Origin of the sequence: Microbacterium sp. PAMC21962, assembly GCF_019443465.1 — a bacterium.
GTDB lineage: Bacteria > Actinomycetota > Actinomycetes > Actinomycetales > Microbacteriaceae > Microbacterium > Microbacterium hominis.
Window position 1 is genome coordinate 2,187,114 of record NZ_CP080381.1, and the last position, 16,677, is coordinate 2,203,790.

A 16,677-nucleotide genomic window follows, 5' to 3' on the forward strand; every position below is an offset into this window, starting at 1 on the left:
GCCGGATCCCCACCGTGCGGGGGAGGTCTGCGGCATCCGTTCTCCCTAGCGTGGAGACGACGGCGACGGCGCGGGACGACCCCCTCCCCGACAGCGCCGCGTGAGGAGGAGAACATGCTCGAACTGACCGGCATCACCAAGAGCTACGGCACCACGCGTGTGCTCGACGACGTGAGCTTCCGGGTGCCCTCGGGCCGTCTGACGGGATTCGTCGGCGGCAACGGCGCGGGAAAGACCACGACGATGCGCATCGTGCTCGGCGTGCTCGGCCGCGACGGCGGCGAGGTCGCCCTCGACGGCGCCCCCGTCACGGCGGCCGACCGGCGCCGGTTCGGCTACATGCCCGAGGAACGCGGCCTGTACCCGAAGATGCGCGTGCTCGAGCACATCGTCTACCTGGCCCGGCTGCACGGGTTCGACAAGGCCGAGGCGACGGCGCGCGCCGAGGCGCTCCTGGTCGAGCTGGGACTCGGCGAGCGCCTGCGCGACAACGTCGAGACGCTCTCGCTCGGCAACCAGCAGCGCGCCCAGATCGCGGCCGCGCTCGTGCACGATCCGCAGGTGCTCATCCTCGACGAGCCGTTCTCGGGCCTCGATCCGATGGCCGTCGACGTCGTGGCCGGTGTGCTCCAGGCGCGCGCCGCCGAGGGCGCCGCCGTGCTCTTCTCCTCGCACCAGCTCGACGTCGTCGAGCGCCTCTGCGACGACCTCGTGATCATCGCGGGCGGCACGATCCGCGCGGCCGGCACGCGCGACGCGCTGCGCGCGGAGCACGCCCAGCATCGCTACGAGCTCGTCTCGGCGGGAGACCTGGGGTGGCTGCGCGATGAGCCCGGCGTCGACGTGCTCTCGTTCGACGGCGGCTACGCCCTCTTCGACGTCGACGACGACGCCGCCGCCCAGCGCGTGCTGCACCGTGCCGTCGCCGCGGGCGCCGTCGCGAGCTTCGCCCCGAAGCAGCCCTCTCTCGCCCAGATCTTCAAGGAGGTCATCCAGTGAACACCAGCGCTCCGTCCTTCGCCCAGAGCACGTGGCTCGTCGCCGAGCGCGAGGTCGGCTCGAAGCTCCGCAGCAAGGCGTACCTCATCTCCACCGGCATCCTCTTCGTGCTCGCGCTCGTCGGCGTGCTCTGGGGAGGGTTCTCCGCGCAGTCCGACAATCGCACGCCGATCGCGGTGACCGCCGAGACCGCGGCGTCGGTCGCCGACAACCCCGCCCTGAACCCGACGGAGGTCGCGGATGCCGCGGCCGCCCGCGCCCTCGTGCAGGACGGCACCGTCGAGGCGGCGCTGATCCCCGGCGGTGCGGCACCGTTCGACTACACCGTCGTCGCCAAGGATGCGGCTCCGACGTCGCTGCTGCAGGTGCTCAGCCTGACGCCGCAGGTGGAGCTGATCGACCCGTCGGGCACGAACCCGGCGCTGCGCTACCTGGTCGCCCTCGGGTTCGGGATCATCTTCTTCATGGCCGCCCTCACCTTCGGCTCGACGATCGCGCAGTCGGTGGTGGAGGAGAAGCAGACGCGTGTCGTCGAGCTGCTGATCTCGGCGGTGCCCGTGCGGGCGCTGCTGGCCGGCAAGGTGATCGGCAACACGATCCTCGCGATGGGTCAGATCATCGGCCTCGCCGCGATCGCGATCGTGGGGCTCACGGTCACGGGGCAGAGCGATCTGCTGGCGGGGCTCGGTGCGCCGCTCGCCTGGTTCACGGTGTTCTTCCTGTTCGGCTTCATCCTGCTGGCGGCACTGTTCGCCGCCGCCGCCGCGATGGTCTCGCGGATGGAGGACATCGGCTCGACCACCACCCCGCTGACCATGCTCGTGATGGCGCCGTACTTCCTCGTCATCTTCTTCAACGACAACCCGCTGGTGATGACGATCATGTCGTACGTGCCGTTCTCCGCCCCCGTCGGGATGCCGGTGCGCATCTTCCTCGGCGATGCGCAGTGGTGGGAGCCGGTGCTCTCGCTCGCGATCATGCTCGTCACCTGCGCCGCGGCGATCTGGGTGGGCGCGAAGATCTACCAGAACTCGCTGCTGCGGATGGGCGCGCGCGTGAAGCTCTCGGAGGCCCTCGCGGGCTGACCGCGCAGGATCAGTGCTCGGCGGATGCCGGTGGCTGCGCGGACGACGCGAGCACCGGCATCCGCCGATTCACGACCTGCGGGATGACGATCCCGTGCAGGAGGATGCTGCCGACGACGGTGAGGACCATCACCGCGAGGACGTCGTAGGCCTCGGTGTCGGGGAGCTTGTTGAAGGCGAGCAGGCCGAAGACGATCGTCGCCGTGCCGCGCGGACCGACGAAGCCGACGAACGTGCGCGAGCCCCACGACAGCGACGAGCCGAGCAGCGCCGCGTACACGGGGACGACGCGGAACAGCGTCAGGGCGAGCACGACCATCACCAGCAAACGCGCGTCGAAGCCGTTGAACACGACGACCGTCGTCATGGCGCCGAGGACGAACCACACGATGTTGGCGGCGAGGGTGCCCGCCTCTTCGACCAACAGCACCTCCTGGTGCGGGATCGTGCGCTCGTCGGTCCGCCGCGTACGGGCCAGCCGGTACACGATGCCCGCGACGAAGGCCGCGACGAACCCGTTCGCCGCGACGGCGCTGAGCGTGGCGACGCCGAACGTGATCAGCGGCACGAGCAGCATGACGTAGCGGATGCCGGGCGCATCCGCCCAGCCGCGACGCGACGCCCAACGGACGCACAACCCGAACACCCCGCCGATCACGGCGCCGACGACGATCGCGAACAGGGTGGCGGGCACCGCCCCGAAGAAGGCCTCGAAGAACTCACCCATGCGCTCCTCGAGCTGCGCCTCGTTCTCCGCGGACAGCGTGTCGGAGTTCACGGCCGCCAGGATCGTGGGCCACGCGATGGCCGCGGCCAGCCCCATGCCGAAGATCGGCGAGACGAGACCGTCGTTGTAGCCGCTCTCGACGTTGAGGATCTGCCGGATCCGCGCGGGGATCCGCGGCGAGCGCAGCAGCGTCGCGGCGGGGGCGAAATCGGTGGGCATGATCACGCAGGCGATGACGATGAGCACGAAGACGCTGAGCTGCGGCAGCAGGAAGACGCCGCTGAGCACGACGGCGAGCAGCGACAGCGGCAACGCGATGAGGACGAGGCGCGCGATGATGCGGCCCTCGCCGCCGAAGACGCCGCCGCTCACCTCGCAGGCGTCGACGAACAGCAGCACGGCGAGGATCAGCTCGACCACGTGCTCGGCGGAGTCGCTGCCCACGGCATCGGCGAAGCCCGTCACGTCGATCAGCACGAGCGCGGCCCCCGCGACCGCGAGGACGGCCGGTCCGGCGACGCCGGTGCGCTCGAAGCGATGGGCGACGACCGACCAGAGCCCGATCACGACGAAGCCCAGCAGGAAGATCAGCGGCACCGTTCACCCTCTCGTCGCGCGGGGTGAGCACGCCCCGGTTCGGGGATCAGTCTGCCAGTCGTCGCCTCAGTCGGTGACGATCACCGAGAGCACGTTTCCCGCGGGGTCGCGGAACCACGCGATGTCGGGGCCGCGTCCGCGCGAGACCCCGCGCTCATCGGTGCCGAAATCCGGGTCGGTGTAGATCTTGGTCACCACGCCCGCCGCGTTCAGCGCGTCGACCGCAGCGTCGACGTCGTCGACCACGAGGTTGAGGACGGTGAACGCAGCCGGTCGGTGATCGGGCTTCGGGTAGGCGATGACCCGGCCGCCTCCGGGGAGGTCGATGTCCAGGATGCCCATCGCGTTGCGGTGCACGGCGAGGCCGAGCACCTCACGGTAGAACCCCTCCGCGGCGTCGATGTCGTCGACGGAGAACCCGGAGAAGGCGGAGGCGAACGCGATCATCTGACACTCCCGAAGTGGATGCGGCGGCGCTCTCAGCATCGACCTCCGGCGAGGACCGCGCAAGACCCTCAGCGCTCGACGAGGATCCCATCGGCATCCGCCCACACGTGCGCGCCGGGGCGGAACACGACGCCGGCGATCTCCACCGGCACATCGAGCTCGCCGATGCCCGCCTTGGCGCTCTTGCGGGGGTTCGAGCCGAGGGCCTTGACACCGAGATCGAGCGCGCCGATCGCGACGCGGTCGCGGATCGCACCGTGCACGATGAGGCCGGCCCAGCCGTTCTCGACCGCGGATGCCGCGATCAGGTCGCCCACGAGCGCCGACTCCAGCGAGCCGCCGCCGTCGATCACGAGCACGGCGCCGTCGCCGGGGGTCGCGAGCGTCGCCTTGACGAGGGCGTTGTCACGGTGGCAGCGGATCGTGCGGATCGGGCCGTCGAACGCCGCCCGTCCGCCGATGTCGTGCAGCTGCAGGGCGAGGGAGTCCAGCGCGTCGCCGCGCTCGTCGTACAGGTCGGCCGTCGCGATGGTCATGGGGCCACCGTAACGACCGAGACGGGCCCCGGTGCCCTCGGCATCCGAGGAAGATCCGCGGTCCTTCCGCGGACGGCAAAAGCCGGCGCCTTCTCGGCGGGAACAGATCGCGTGTGCATACGGTTGCATCGACCGGGCCGATGGCGTCCCACCGACAAACCGTCCTTCATCCTTCTTCAGGAGACGACCATGAGCACCATCGCCGCACACCCCGCCGACACCGACGCGCCGATTCTCGACGTCCTCGCCGAGCGCTGGAGCACCCGCATCTTCGACCCCGCGACGCCCATCGACGAGGATGCGCTCGCCAGCGCGCTCGAGGCCGCCCGCTGGGCGCCGTCCGCCAACAACACGCAGCCGTGGCGCTTCGTGGTCGCCCGCCGCGGCTCGGCCGCGCACGCGCAGATCGTGGACGCCCTGATGGGCTTCAACCAGTCGTGGGCCACGGATGCCGCTGCCCTCGTCGTGTTCGCCTCGTCGGCCGCCCTCGACGGCAAGCCGCTGCCGTGGGCCGCGTACGACACCGGCCAGGCCGCCGCGCACTTCACGGTGCAGGCGCACGCGTCGGGCCTGCACACCCACCAGATGGGCGGCTTCGACCGCGACGCGATCGCCGCGGCGTTCGGCTTCGGCGACGACATCGTCGCCGTGACCGTGATGGCCGTCGGCGCCCTGGGCGACATCGACGCCGCCCCCGAGGCGCTGCGCGAGCGCGAGCTGGCCCCGCGCGTGCGCCGTCCGATCGCCGAGTCGCTGATCGCCAACGACTGACGCCCGGCACGCGGCCTCCGCCGCGCCGGCCCCGCGAGAAACCACTCCCCGCACGAGAAACACGTGCAGGAGTGGTTTTTCGCATCTGCAGGTGTGTCTCACCCGGGCGGGTGATCAGCGCGGCGGCGGGTTGAGGTCGGGATGCGTGATCACGACGAGCGAGTAGGGCTCGCCGTCGACGTCCGGCGGGCGATCCTTGTACTCGTCGAGCAGCGCCGTGACGCGGCGGTCGAGCTCGTCCTTCGCCTCCGCGTTCAGGCGCAGGCCCAGCCACGCGAGCTGCACCGTCTCGGGATCGGCGAGCGCGACCTGCTGCCGCACGGTCTCCATCATGATCGGCACCCCGTCGTCCATGGCGGCGTCCCAGGATCGGCCGGTCGCCAGGTACGGGACCTCCCGCGCCCCCTGCGCGCCGGCGCGAGCGGGCTGAGGCTGCAGGAAGCCGGCGTCGACCAGAGTGCGGACGTGATGCAGCATCGTGCCGGGATTGGCCTCGAGCAGGTCGGCGAGCTCCTTGTTGGTGCGCGCATCGAATCGGCACAGTCGCAGGATGCGCATCCGCAGCGGGGAGCTGAGTGCTCGCGCGGCCGCGCGGCCGGAGACGTCGTCCATGCGCCTCATCCTAGCAACTGATTGACTTTCCCAATCAGTAGCCCATACTGATTGACATGTCCCAATCGGATGCCGCGGCGCCGGAGACGATCCCCGCGCCGACCCCCGCCGGTCACGGCGGTTCGCTGTGGCGCGACCGCAACTTCCTCACGATGTGGTCGGGGCAGGCGCTCAGCCAGTTCGGCGCGCAGGTCGTCGAGCTGGCGATCCCCGTCCTCGCCGTGCTCCTGCTGCACGCGACCGATGCCCAGGTCGGCTATCTCACTGCGGCGGCGACGGCTGCCTTCCTCGTCGTGGGGCTCCCGGCCGGCGCGTGGATCGACCGCATGCGCAAGCGTCGCGTCATGATCGTGGCCGACGGCGCCCGGGCGCTCGCCCTCGCCGTCGTCCCCCTGCTGCATCTGACCGGACGGCTCGAGATGTGGCACCTCTACGCCGTGGCCCTGACCGTCGGAGTCGCGACCGTGTTCTTCGACGTGTCCTACCAGAGCATCGTCCCCTCGCTCGTGCGCGGGGACCAGATCGCCGAGGCCAACGGCAAGCTGGAGTCGACCAATCAGCTCGCCGGACTCGCGGGCCCTGCGGCGGGCGGGTGGCTCGTCGGCATCCTCTCCGCGCCCTTCGCGATCGCGGCGACCTCGCTCACGTACGTGCTCTCCCTGGCCTCCCTGGCCTTCACGCGGGACCATGAGGTGCTCCGCTCCCCGGTCGACCGCGCGCCGCTGCACCGCGAGATCGGGGAGGGTCTGCGATGGGTGCTGGGACACGGACTGCTCCGGCGGATCGTGGCGACGACGGCGATCTCGAACCTCTTCTCGACGATCGTCTCCACCCTCGTGCCGATCTACGTCCTGCGCGTGCTCGGGTTCTCGCCCGCGGTGATGGGCCTGCTGTTCTCGCTCGGCGCGGTCGGGGGGCTGCTCGGGGCCGCCCTCTCCGGCCGCATCGCCGCGCGCGTCGGCGAGGCACGCGCCATCCCGCTGAGCGCCATCGGGTTCTCGCTGGCGACGATCCCGCTGCCGCTCGCGGCGCTGCTGCCCTCGGGTCCCGCCTTCGCGCTGCTCGCCGCGCAGTGGGCGGCCATGAGCTTCGCCGTCGTGCTCTACAACATCACGCAGGTCACGTTCCGCCAGCGCATCACCCCGCGGCGCCTGCTGGGGCGGATGAACGCCTCGATCCGCTTCTGCGTCTGGGGGGTGATGCCGCTGGCCGCACTGGCCGCCGGGGCTCTCGGCACCGCCATCGGCACCGTCCCCACGATCTGGATCGGCGCTCTCGGCGCGCTGCTGTCGGCACTGCCCGTCGTCATCGGCCCGTTCTGGCGGATGCGGACCCTCCCCGCGGACGCCGCCTGAGTCGGCGGACCCGGGCGTCGTCAGTCGTCGAGCAGCTCGGCCTCGATCACGTCGTCGTCGGATGCCGCGGCATCCGTGCCCTCGTCGGGCGCCGCTCCCGCACTGGTGAGCACGAGGCTCGCACCGTCGGCCGCGACGTCCACCCGCACCAGGTCGCCGTCGCGCACACCGCCCGAGAGCAGCGCCATCGCGAGACGGTCCTGGATCTCGGACTGGATGAGCCGGCGCAGCGGCCGCGCACCGAAGATCGGGTCGTAGCCGCGCTCGGCGAGCCACGCGCGGGCGTCGGGCGTGACCGCCAGCGTCAGCCGGCGATCGCGCAGGCGCCGCTGCAGCGCATCGACCGACAGCTCCACGATCTGAGCCAGGTCGTCCTGGCTCAGCGCCTGGAACATGACGATGTCGTCGAGGCGGTTCAGGAACTCGGGGCGGAACGCCGTCCGCACGAGGGCCATCACCTGCTCGCGCTTCTGCGCGACCGACAGCGTCGGGTCGATGAGGATCGGCGAGCCGAGGTTCGACGTCAGGATCAGGATCGTGTTCGTGAAGTCGACCGTGCGCCCCTGCCCGTCGGTGAGGCGGCCGTCGTCCAGCACCTGCAGCAGGATGTCGAACACCTCGGGATGCGCCTTCTCGACCTCATCCAGCAGCACCACCGAGTACGGACGGCGCCGGACGGCCTCGGTGAGCTGACCCCCCTGCTCGTAGCCGATGTATCCCGGAGGGGCACCGACGAGCCGCGCGACCGAGTGCTTCTCGCCGTACTCGCTCATGTCGATGCGCACCATGGCGCGCTCGTCGTCGAACAGGAACTCTGCGAGCGCCTTGGCGAGCTCGGTCTTGCCGACGCCGGTCGGGCCGAGGAACAGGAACGAACCGGTCGGCCGGTTCGGGTCGCTGATGCCGGCGCGCGAGCGGCGCACCGCGTCGGACACCGCCTTCACGGCGTCCTTCTGCCCGATCAGGCGCTTGCCGAGCTCGGCCTCGAGGTGCACGAGCTTCTCGCTCTCGCCCTGCAGCAGGCGCCCGACGGGGATGCCGGTCCACGCCGCGATGACGGCGGCGATGTCGGCATCCGTGACCTGGTCGCCGACCATCCGCTCGCCGCCCTCGGCGGCCTCCGCGTTCTCGGCCTGCGCCACCTGGCGCTCCAGCGCCGGGATCTCCGCGTAGTACAGCCGGGACGCCTTCTCGAGGTTGCCCTCGCGCTGCGCCCGCTCGGCCTCGACGCGCGCCTGGTCGAGGCGGGTCTTGAGGTCGCCGACCGCGTTGAGGGAGGCGCGCTCGCGCTCCCACCGGGCCTGCAGCTCGTCGAGGCGGGCCTGCTCGACCTTCAGGGTCTCGCGGAGCGTGGCCAGCCGCTCCTTCGACGCGGCATCCTTCTCGCGCTTGAGCGCCAGCTCCTCCAGCTTGAGCCGGTCGACGTGGCGGCGCAGCTCGTCGATCTCCAGCGGTGCGGAGTCGATCTCCATGCGCAGCCGCGACGCGGCCTCGTCGATCAGGTCGATGGCCTTGTCGGGGAGCTGACGGCTCGGGATGTAGCGGTTCGACAGGGATGCCGCGGCCACGAGCGCCCCGTCGGCGATCGCGACCTTGTGGTGCGCCTCGTAGCGCTCCTTCAGGCCGCGGAGGATCGCGATCGTGTCCTCCACGCTGGGCTCACCGACGTACACCTGCTGGAACCGGCGCTCGAGCGCGGCATCCTTCTCGATGAACTCGCGGTACTCGTCGAGCGTCGTGGCACCGATCAGGCGCAGCTCGCCCCGGGCGAGCATCGGCTTGAGCATGTTGGACGCCGCGACCGACCCCTCGCCGCCGCCCGCGCCCATGAGCACGTGCAGCTCGTCGATGAAGGTGATGATGCGACCCTCCGACTCGGTGATCTCCTTGAGGACGCTCTTGAGGCGCTCCTCGAACTGCCCGCGGTACATCGCGCCGGCGACGAGCGCGGAGATGTCGAGGGAGACGAGCTCCTTGTCCTTCAGCGACTCCGCGACGTCGCCCGCCACGATGCGCTGGGCGAGGCCCTCGACGACGGCGGTCTTGCCGACGCCGGGCTCGCCGATGAGGACGGGGTTGTTCTTCGTGCGGCGGGTGAGCACCTGGCTGACGCGGCGGATCTCGCTGTCGCGTCCGATCACCGGGTCGAGCTTTCCCTGCCGCGCGCGGTCGGTGAGGTTGATCCCGAACTGCTCGAGGGCGCTCTGCTGCTCCTCCTGCCCGGGCTGGGGCTGTGCGTTCATCGTTTCTCCTTGGAACTCGTGAGGAAATCTGCGAGGCTCAAACTTGAGCCATCTGGACTCAACTTTATCAAAACGTGATGCGGGCGGCAAGGGGGCGGCAGATGGGGACTCCTCCCCATCGCGATGCCGTGCGGGGCCGCTTAAAGTGACGACGTGGCCGATCTCGTCGTCAACACGGAGAACCTCCGAAACCTCGCCAACCAGCTCGCGACCGTCCACGGCACCCTCACCGCCGCGGACGGCGACGCGCGCGACCTGGCGGGCATGATCCCGCACGCCGGGCTCGCTTCCGCCGTCGACTCCTTCACCTCCGGGTGGGACCGGCGCCGCAAGGACCTCGCCGATCGCGTGGACCAGCTCCAGCAGCGCGCCGACGGCGCGGCGGAGGCGTTCGACGGCGTCGACGGCCAGCTGGCCGACAAACTCACGGACGGGAGCGACGGATGACCATGGCACCCCTCGGCGGCGATGTCGCCGGCACCCGCGGGCACGCCTCGCGGTACAGCTCGACCGCCCGTGCGGTGTCGGACGCGGTCGAGATGCTGCAGGCGGTGATCGACGCGTCCGCGCAGGAGACGAGCAAGGCCGTCGAGGCCCTGGCCGGCACGATCGGCGACACGAAGACCTATCTCTCCCGTATCCGGGAGCGCTACGAAGTCGCCGGCTCCGCGCTGGCCACCTTCGCGGACGAGCTCGAGCAGGCGCAGCAGCAGGCGGCATCCGCGATCTCCGCGCACGACGACGCGCAGCGCCGGCACACCTACGCGCAGCGCAACCTCTCGGAGGCCCGCGAAGCGACCCGGCAGACGGTCGATCCCGGCGAGCTCGCCGAGGCCACGGATGCCGCGCGGCGGTACTCGTCGCTGAGCACGACGGCCGCGACCGACCTGTCGCAGGCGCAGGCCGCGTACGACGCCGCCGTCGAGCGCGTGCAGCGCGCCGGCGACACGGCGGCCTCGACGATCTCGCAGACGGTGTCGAGCGACGAGCTCAACGACTCGGCCTGGGACAACGTGCTGGATTGGGTGAACCAGAACGCCGAGTGGCTGAAGGTCGTCAAGGACGTGCTGACCATCGTGACCGCGATCGTCGGCGTGCTGTCGATCTTCTTCCCCGTCCTGGCCCCCATCGCCCTCGGCCTGGCCGTCGTGTCGATGGGACTGAGCTTCCTCTTGGCGTCGTCGGGCGACGGGTCGTGGTTCGACTTCGCACTCGACGCGATCGGCGTGCTGACCTTCGGCGTCGGCACGGCCGCCCTGGCCGGCATCAAGCTCGGCACCGTCGCCCTGCGCGGCGGCCGCGCCGCGACGCTCGCCGTCCGCAGCCCCGGAATGGTGTGGGGCAACGGCGCTCGACAGGTCGTCGGCAATCTGCTCGACCGCGGCCTGGTGGGCTCGATCCGCCAGCCGCTGCGGATGGTGGCCGAGGAGAGCACGAGCGTGCTGTCCGCGCGGCCGAACCTGGCACAGGTGGTGACGCGCTGGGGCGACGACGCCATCAAGGGCATCCGCGAGTCGGACAGCATCATCATCTCCGAGTTCGACCAGATCGCCGCGCAGGCCCGACTCGGCGCCGGGGGAGCCGTCGACGACCTCGTGACGAGCAGCGTCGACGGCCTGAAGGCCGTGGTCGGGACCACGGGCAAGATCGGCTCGGCGCTGGACGGCTACAACGTGCTCGGCATCGGCATCAAGCTGGGCGACCAGATCGTGCACGGCGTCGAGGATCAGACGGGGGTGCAGACCCCACTGGGCACCCTCACGACGGGCCTCAACGAGGTGTACGGATTCGTTCCCGGCCTCTTCGAAGCGCCGATGGGGGCGGACTGGCGCACCCCCTCCGCCCCGTGAGGCTGCAGCGCCAGGTGGCGTGGGAGGCCCGCTTCGGCGACGGCCTCTTCGTCGCGACGATCCTGTGGATCGTGTTCGGAGCCCTGCCGACGATCGGGCTGCTCATCGGGCAGCTCGTCACCGGTGCCGTCGTGGAGAACGGGAGCGTGCCCGACGGCTTCCCGGCCTTCATGCCCCCGTGGTGGGCGGCGTACCCCCTGACACTGCTCCTGGTCGTGCTGGCGCTCGGCTCTCTGCCGCTGCCGCTGCGGGGACCCCGGGCGACCACACGCAGCACGCTTCTGACGGTGCTCGTGCTCAGCGTCAGCACCACGCTGGTCATCGCCGCCGCGACCGCCGCGGCCGAAGCCCACCAGGGCCGCGTGAACTTCTTCGGCGTCGACACCCTCGTCTTCATCCAGTTCTTCCTCATCCTCCTCACCGTCGCGCGCATGCTCCTGAGTGCGATGCGCCTGCTGCCGCGACCGTGGCGGGAGTACATCGACGAGGACGGCACCGTGGTGGCGCCGAAGGAGATCGTGCGTCGCGCCCCGCGCCGTCCGTGGGACTGGAATCGGGACCGGGTACAGCGCCGCCCTCCGAGACCGCGGAGGACACCGTGACAGCGAAGGACACCGAGACCGCGACGGGCACCGTGACCGAGATCGCTCCCCCGCGCTACCGGCTCGTGCTGCCGCCGGGGTTCCTGCTCATCCCCGTGGCGCGCTCGACCGACGCCGAGATCGCCGACCTCGTCCGTCGGCACTACCGCGACCTGCCGCGCGACAGCTACGGCCCGCAGATCGACAGGACCGCCGCCCAGCTCGTCGCCTCGGCCCGCAGCGCGCGCAACGCGGGCGTGCTCGATCTCATCGTCCCGATGGGCGTGCCGTGGCGCGCGCCCGTGTCTCTCGCGATCGCGATCAGCACCGGCCCGGCACCGACGACCCCCGAAGACGAGGAGGCGTCGGCATCCGAGGTCCGCGAGAGCGTGACCACCTCCGCCGGGCAGGCCGAACGGGAGACGGCACGGTTCGCGGCGCCCGCCGACGGCGCGGAGATGGCGCCGCTCCTGCGCCTGCGTTTCGCCTGGCCGATCCCCGGCACCGACCGTCGGTTGCGGGCGGTGTGCACGGTCAGCGGCACAGCCGACCCGCAGCTCGCCCCGATCGTCGACGCCCTGGCGGAGCTCGGCGACCTTCTGCTGCGCACGCTCCGCTGGGACTGAGAGGACCCTCATGGCCATCGACATGGACTACGACCTGGACCGGTGGGTCTACGTTCCGAACGTGTTCCCCTGGGAGTCGTTCGCCGACGAGGAGCAGTGGGCGGATGCCGTCGCGCGCGCCTTCGGCGGAGAAGGACGCACGGCCGCACCGGCCGAGCTCGTCGACTGGCTGCGCGCGTACCTCGTGGGCGCGGTGCGCAACAACCGGTCGGGCACCATCCGCTTCGTGCACCTGCCGAACATCACCGCACCGCACGCGATCGTCGACGTCTACGACCTGCCGCGCCGCGAGGACGTGGCTCTGACCGACCTCACCCATGAGAACCAGGGGCCCGCCGTGCGCGAGCCCGAGGTCGTCCCGTTCGCCTCCGAGGCGCTGGGGGCGGGCACGAAGTCGACGCGGTGGATCCGCACTGCGGGTGACACGATCGTCCGGGCGACGAACTGGGTGTGGCGCACTCCCGAGCGCGACATCGTGGTGCTGACGGCCGGCTCGGATCTGCCGCTAGGCGAAGCGCTCGACCCCGTGGTCGACGAGCTGGCACGCAGCATCCGCCTGGCCTGACGCCGACGGTCAGGACGCCATCGCCGCCATCGACTCCTGCGCCGGCGTCGCGCACGTGAAGCGCGCGCGGTAGGCGGTCGGGGTGAGCCCGAGGGTGCGGGCGAAGTTCTGCCGCAGGACCGCCGCCGAGCCGAAGCCGCAGGCGGCGGCGATGGCGTCGAGGCCGAGATCGGTCTGCTCGAGCAGTCGCTGCGCGTGGATGATGCGCTGGCGCCCCAGCCACGCGGCCGGGGTCGTGCCGTAGTCGGCTTTGAACCGCCGGGCGAACGTCCGCGGCGACATGTGCGCGCGGGCGGCGAGCTGGTCCACCGACAGGTCGAGGGTGAGGTTCTCCAGCATCCATTCGGTGACCGGCGTCAGCGACAGCGACGTCGACTCGGGCAGCGGCTTGGCGATGAACTGCGCCTGCCCGCCGTCGCGCTGGGGAGGCACGACCATGCGGCGCGCGATCGTGTTGGTCATCTCGGCGCCCAGCTCGATGCGCAGCAGGTGGAGGCATGCGTCGAGGCCCGCGGCGGTTCCCGCGCTCGTGATGATGCGGCCGTCCTGCACGTAGAGCACGTTCGCGTCCACGTCGATCTCGGGGTACATCGCGGCCATCGTGTCGGCGTAGCGCCAGTGGGTCGTGGCCCGGCGGCCGTCGAGCACGCCCGCGGCGGCCACGACGAACGAGCCGCTGCACACCGTCAGCACCCAGGCGCCGCGCTCCACGGCGCGGCGCACGACGGCCGCGACCCGCTCGTCCACGTGGGCCCACTGCTCGCGCGGGATGGGCGTGATGACGACGAGGTCGGCCTCGTCGGCGAACGTGAGGTCGTCGTCGACGTTGATCGAGAAGCGCAGGTTGCTGGGCACGGCGCCCGGATCGGGCGCGACGACGCGGAAGTCGAAGCTGGGGATGCCGTCGTCGGACCGGTCGAGGCCGAACGCCTCGCACGCGAGCCCGAACTCGAACGGGGCGAAACCGGGCTGAACGACGCAGGCGATGGTCTTCATGGCAGGAATCCTACTCTCTTGAGCAGTCCTGCCACTCGTGGCAGAACTGAACCCAGCGTAGCTTTTCTGCCATGCTTGCTGTGATCATCCCCCTCGCGACCCTTTCGCTCATCGCCATCGGCGCCACCGTCCGCGCGCTTCTCACCGACGGCCACCGGCAGGTGCCGACGGACCCGAACCGGCTGCCGTGACTGGCCGGCCGCAACTCCTCCACCGCAGGCCGTGACGCCCCTGATCCGCGCCGATCTGACCCGCGGAGGGTCGGAGTGGAGGAGTTCGGGACGCGCCCCGCTCAGCGACCGCGGGCGACGCCGGCGACCCGGGTGACCGCGTCGAGCAGCACGTTCGCCGACCGCTCCCAGGAAAACCGCGCGATGTGGTCCGTGCCCGCCGCGATCACGGCGGCGCGGCGCACGGGATCGTCCAGCTCGCGCACCGCGGCGGCGAAGGCCGCGGCATCCGTGCCGGGGGCGTACAGCGCGCCGCCGCCCGCCACCTCGCGGAAGATCGGCATGTCGGTCACGACGGCCGGCACCCCGAGCGCGAGCGCCTCGGCGACCGGCAGTCCGTAGCCCTCATCGAGGGATGCCGACACCAGCACCGCCCGGTCGGCCAGCAGGGCCGCGTACTCGGCATCCGTGACGCCGTTGTGGAAGCGCACCGTCCCCCCGCGACCGTCGGCGAGGCGCTCGAGCTCGGCGCGCCGCTCGTCGGAGATGCGCGACAGCAGGTGCAGCGTGCGCCCGGGCAGCTCCGCCATCGCGCGGATGAGCGTCTCGACGTTCTTGTAGCCCATGAAGGAGCCCATGTAGACGAGGTTCTCCACGCCCGGCTCGACGCCGACGCCGTCCGGCAGCAGCTCCGCGAGACGCTGCGGGGCGTTCGGGATCACGACGACGGGCCGCGTCGTCAGCCGCACCCGGGCGAACTCGGCGGCGCTGGTCTCACTCACCGTCGCGACGGTGTCCGCGGCGTTCAGCGTGAGGCGCTGCGGCACGTAGGACAGGTGGAACAGCCGCCAGCCGACACGCACGTACCAGGGGAGGTTTCGCGGCGGGGTGCGGTGGCGGTAGTAGATCGTGTCGTGCAGCGTCAGGATCAGCCCGAAGCGCCGGCCGAGCGTGCCGATCGTCTGCATCGGCGAGAAGACGGCATCCGGACGGTAGCGGTTGAGCACGAGCGCCGTGAGCGGCTCCCGCACGGCGGTGGGGGCGTGGATGCGCAGTGCACGTGCGCCGTCGGGGAGGAACGCGCGCTGCGCCTCGTCGTGGATGAGGTACGCGACCTCGACATCGCGCTCGGGCGCGATGGCGGCGACGGCGGCCGCGAGCTCCGCGGAGTAGCGGCTGATGCCGTCGTGGAAGTCGGTGCGGATGTAGCGGGCGTCGAACAACAGGCGCATCTCAGCCGCCGATCGGTTCACCGCGATACAGCTTCTCGAAGGTGTCGAGCGTCTTCTCGATGTCGTGGATCTCCACGCCGTCGAGCGATGCCTGCTGCATCCGCAGGTACTCCTCCGGCGAGGCCGTGAGCACGCGCCGGAGCTTGTCGGCGAGGTCGTCGACGTCGCCCGGCTCGAACAGGTAACCGTTCTCGCCGTCGCGCACGAGGTGCGGGAGGGCGACGGCATCGGCGGCGACGACGGGCAGGCCCGAGGCCATCGCCTCCATCGTCGCGATCGACTGGAGCTCGGCGATCGAGGCGATCGCGAAGACGTCCGCTCGCGTGTAGGCGGCGCGCAGGTCGTCCTCTTCGACACGTCCGTAGAACGTGACCCGGTCCTGGATGCCGAGGCGCTGCACGGCCTGCTCGAGGGCGCGGCGCTGGTCGCCGCCACCGACGATGTCGAACGTGATCTCGGGCAGCTCCGGCGCGAGCTTCGCGACCGCGGCGAGCGTCACCTCGACGTGCTTCTCGGTGGTGAGCCGTCCGACGAACAGCACGCGGCGGTGGGTGCGCGGGGTCAGGTCGGGCGTGTAGTTGCGCTTGTCGATCCCGCAGCTGATCGGGATGACGCCCTGGATGTCGATGGTGCTCTCGAGGAACTCCGCCGCCTTGCGCGTGGGGGTGGTGACCGCACGCGACATGTCGAAGGTGCGCTTCGCGTCGTCCCACGCGAGCTTGACGACCACCTTGTCCAGCAGCGGCGGCAGGGTCGTGAAGTCGAGGATGTTCTCGGCCATGACATGGTTGGTGGCGACCACGGGGATGCCGCGTTGACGGGCGATGCGGGTCAGCGCGCGCCCGAGCACGATGTGCGACTGACTGTGCACGACGTCGGCCGGCACCTCGTCGAGGAGCTTGCGGGAATAGTGCTTCGCCATCCACGGCAGCACGAAGCGCAGCCAGTCGTGCGGAGGCCAGCGCCACCCCGGCGGGCGGTGCACGGTGATCTCCTGACCCTCGATCGTCTCCCGGAACGTGCCGTGCACGGAGTGCTTCACACTCGGCGTCATGATGTGGACGTCGTGGCCGCGCCCGGCGAGTCCGGCGGCGAGGCGCTCGGCGAAGCGGGCGGCGCCGTTGACGTCGGGGCTGAAGGTGTCGGCGGCGATGACGATCGTGAGCGGCCGATGCAGGGGGGTCGGGTCGTCGGGTGTCGCGGATTCGGTCACGGGGTGCGGGGCCTATCTGTGCGGCGGCGGCGAGACCGCGGATCGCGGAGCCACCGCCGTCGAGTCTACCCG

General features: G+C 71.1%; 17 protein-coding genes. 9 read left to right on the forward strand and 8 right to left on the reverse strand.

Going from position 1 to position 16,677, the window contains the following annotated elements; all coding sequences use genetic code 11:
- Nucleotides 1-114 precede the first annotated feature (114 nt).
- Together KY498_RS10480 and KY498_RS10485 are read left to right on the forward strand one after the other, a co-directional pair.
- A complete protein-coding gene (locus tag KY498_RS10480; RefSeq protein ID WP_060959711.1) occupies nucleotides 115-999 on the forward strand; it encodes an ABC transporter ATP-binding protein in 885 nt (294 codons plus the stop codon).
- Nucleotides 996-2,084: an ABC transporter permease gene (locus KY498_RS10485; protein WP_060959712.1), complete on the forward strand. Its 1,089-nt coding sequence runs from the start codon at nucleotides 996-998 to the stop codon at nucleotides 2,082-2,084. Before KY498_RS10480 ends, KY498_RS10485 begins: the two co-directional genes overlap by 4 nt.
- 10 nt (nucleotides 2,085-2,094) lie before the next feature.
- Here the strand turns inward: KY498_RS10485 and KY498_RS10490 are convergent, their stop codons facing one another.
- From KY498_RS10490 to rraA, 3 genes are all read right to left on the reverse strand, one after another.
- The gene (locus tag KY498_RS10490; RefSeq protein WP_101305375.1) at nucleotides 2,095-3,408 is read right to left on the reverse strand and encodes a cation:proton antiporter; all 1,314 of its coding nucleotides are present in this window, start codon (nucleotides 3,406-3,408) and stop codon (nucleotides 2,095-2,097) included.
- A gap of 66 nt (nucleotides 3,409-3,474) precedes the next feature.
- Nucleotides 3,475-3,855, reverse strand: a complete 381-nt coding sequence (locus KY498_RS10495; protein WP_060959714.1) for a VOC family protein — start codon at nucleotides 3,853-3,855, stop codon at nucleotides 3,475-3,477.
- A 68-nt stretch (nucleotides 3,856-3,923) separates the two neighbouring features.
- A complete protein-coding gene (gene rraA, locus KY498_RS10500; RefSeq protein WP_060959715.1) occupies nucleotides 3,924-4,391 on the reverse strand; it encodes a ribonuclease E activity regulator RraA in 468 nt (155 codons plus the stop codon).
- A gap of 189 nt (nucleotides 4,392-4,580) precedes the next feature.
- Here rraA and KY498_RS10505 point away from each other — a divergent pair, with 189 nt between their 5' ends.
- Nucleotides 4,581-5,162, forward strand: a complete 582-nt coding sequence (locus KY498_RS10505; protein ID WP_061782202.1) for a nitroreductase family protein — start codon at nucleotides 4,581-4,583, stop codon at nucleotides 5,160-5,162.
- Nucleotides 5,163-5,276: 114 nt separating this feature from the next.
- On the opposite strand, the gene KY498_RS10510 is transcribed toward KY498_RS10505, so the two are convergent.
- Nucleotides 5,277-5,774 carry a transcriptional regulator gene (locus KY498_RS10510; RefSeq protein WP_223849544.1) on the reverse strand — a complete coding sequence of 166 codons (498 nt, stop codon included), beginning with the start codon at nucleotides 5,772-5,774 and terminating at the stop codon, nucleotides 5,277-5,279.
- Between the two features lie 56 nt (nucleotides 5,775-5,830).
- Here KY498_RS10510 and KY498_RS10515 point away from each other — a divergent pair, with 56 nt between their 5' ends.
- Entirely contained in the window at nucleotides 5,831-7,129 is a 1,299-nt protein-coding gene (locus KY498_RS10515) for an MFS transporter (protein ID WP_191009420.1), read from the forward strand.
- Between the two features lie 20 nt (nucleotides 7,130-7,149).
- Here the strand turns inward: KY498_RS10515 and KY498_RS10520 are convergent, their stop codons facing one another.
- Nucleotides 7,150-9,372, reverse strand: a complete 2,223-nt coding sequence (locus KY498_RS10520) for an ATP-dependent Clp protease ATP-binding subunit (RefSeq protein WP_082808061.1) — start codon at nucleotides 9,370-9,372, stop codon at nucleotides 7,150-7,152.
- Between the two features lie 153 nt (nucleotides 9,373-9,525).
- Here KY498_RS10520 and KY498_RS10525 point away from each other — a divergent pair, with 153 nt between their 5' ends.
- Genes KY498_RS10525 through KY498_RS10545 form a run of 5 tightly spaced genes read left to right on the forward strand, consistent with a single transcriptional unit; the run spans nucleotide 9,526 to nucleotide 12,994 of the window.
- Nucleotides 9,526-9,819 carry a hypothetical protein gene (locus KY498_RS10525; RefSeq protein ID WP_191009419.1) on the forward strand — a complete coding sequence of 98 codons (294 nt, stop codon included), beginning with the start codon at nucleotides 9,526-9,528 and terminating at the stop codon, nucleotides 9,817-9,819.
- On the forward strand, nucleotides 9,816-11,222 hold the full coding sequence (locus KY498_RS10530) for a hypothetical protein (RefSeq protein ID WP_191009418.1): 1,407 nt from the start codon (nucleotides 9,816-9,818) through the stop codon (nucleotides 11,220-11,222). Before KY498_RS10525 ends, KY498_RS10530 begins: the two co-directional genes overlap by 4 nt.
- Nucleotides 11,219-11,824: a hypothetical protein gene (locus tag KY498_RS10535; RefSeq protein WP_191009417.1), complete on the forward strand. Its 606-nt coding sequence runs from the start codon at nucleotides 11,219-11,221 to the stop codon at nucleotides 11,822-11,824. The genes KY498_RS10530 and KY498_RS10535 overlap by 4 nt, the downstream gene beginning before the upstream one ends.
- The gene (locus tag KY498_RS10540; RefSeq protein WP_223849543.1) at nucleotides 11,821-12,429 is read left to right on the forward strand and encodes a hypothetical protein; all 609 of its coding nucleotides are present in this window, start codon (nucleotides 11,821-11,823) and stop codon (nucleotides 12,427-12,429) included. Before KY498_RS10535 ends, KY498_RS10540 begins: the two co-directional genes overlap by 4 nt.
- A 10-nt stretch (nucleotides 12,430-12,439) precedes the next feature.
- On the forward strand, nucleotides 12,440-12,994 hold the full coding sequence (locus tag KY498_RS10545) for a hypothetical protein (protein ID WP_191009416.1): 555 nt from the start codon (nucleotides 12,440-12,442) through the stop codon (nucleotides 12,992-12,994).
- Nucleotides 12,995-13,003: 9 nt separating this feature from the next.
- On the opposite strand, the gene KY498_RS10550 is transcribed toward KY498_RS10545, so the two are convergent.
- The 3 genes from KY498_RS10550 to KY498_RS10560 form a co-directional block, all read right to left on the reverse strand.
- Nucleotides 13,004-13,990 carry a GlxA family transcriptional regulator gene (locus tag KY498_RS10550; RefSeq protein ID WP_060959722.1) on the reverse strand — a complete coding sequence of 329 codons (987 nt, stop codon included), beginning with the start codon at nucleotides 13,988-13,990 and terminating at the stop codon, nucleotides 13,004-13,006.
- A 292-nt stretch (nucleotides 13,991-14,282) separates the two neighbouring features.
- Nucleotides 14,283-15,392 (reverse strand): glycosyltransferase, encoded by a 1,110-nt coding sequence (locus KY498_RS10555; protein ID WP_191009415.1) that lies wholly within the window; start codon nucleotides 15,390-15,392, stop codon nucleotides 14,283-14,285.
- A 1-nt stretch (nucleotide 15,393) separates the two neighbouring features.
- Nucleotides 15,394-16,605, reverse strand: a complete 1,212-nt coding sequence (locus tag KY498_RS10560; protein ID WP_060959724.1) for a glycosyltransferase — start codon at nucleotides 16,603-16,605, stop codon at nucleotides 15,394-15,396.
- Between the last annotated feature and the right edge of the window lie 72 nt (nucleotides 16,606-16,677).

What these genes read in the sequence shown, in the direction of transcription:
- rraA (WP_060959715.1), bottom strand. Translation starts at nt 4,391, where the DNA reads ATGACCATCGCGACGGCCGACCTGTACGACGAGCGCGGCGACGCGCTG.
- KY498_RS10530 (WP_191009418.1), top strand. Translation starts at nt 9,816, where the DNA reads ATGACCATGGCACCCCTCGGCGGCGATGTCGCCGGCACCCGCGGGCAC.
- KY498_RS10495 (WP_060959714.1), bottom strand. Translation starts at nt 3,855, where the DNA reads ATGATCGCGTTCGCCTCCGCCTTCTCCGGGTTCTCCGTCGACGACATC.
- KY498_RS10510 (WP_223849544.1), bottom strand. Translation starts at nt 5,774, where the DNA reads ATGGACGACGTCTCCGGCCGCGCGGCCGCGCGAGCACTCAGCTCCCCG.
- KY498_RS10550 (WP_060959722.1), bottom strand. Translation starts at nt 13,990, where the DNA reads ATGAAGACCATCGCCTGCGTCGTTCAGCCCGGTTTCGCCCCGTTCGAG.
- KY498_RS10480 (WP_060959711.1), top strand. Translation starts at nt 115, where the DNA reads ATGCTCGAACTGACCGGCATCACCAAGAGCTACGGCACCACGCGTGTG.
- KY498_RS10505 (WP_061782202.1), top strand. Translation starts at nt 4,581, where the DNA reads ATGAGCACCATCGCCGCACACCCCGCCGACACCGACGCGCCGATTCTC.
- KY498_RS10515 (WP_191009420.1), top strand. Translation starts at nt 5,831, where the DNA reads ATGTCCCAATCGGATGCCGCGGCGCCGGAGACGATCCCCGCGCCGACC.
- KY498_RS10520 (WP_082808061.1), bottom strand. Translation starts at nt 9,372, where the DNA reads ATGAACGCACAGCCCCAGCCCGGGCAGGAGGAGCAGCAGAGCGCCCTC.
- KY498_RS10555 (WP_191009415.1), bottom strand. Translation starts at nt 15,392, where the DNA reads ATGCGCCTGTTGTTCGACGCCCGCTACATCCGCACCGACTTCCACGAC.
- KY498_RS10545 (WP_191009416.1), top strand. Translation starts at nt 12,440, where the DNA reads ATGGCCATCGACATGGACTACGACCTGGACCGGTGGGTCTACGTTCCG.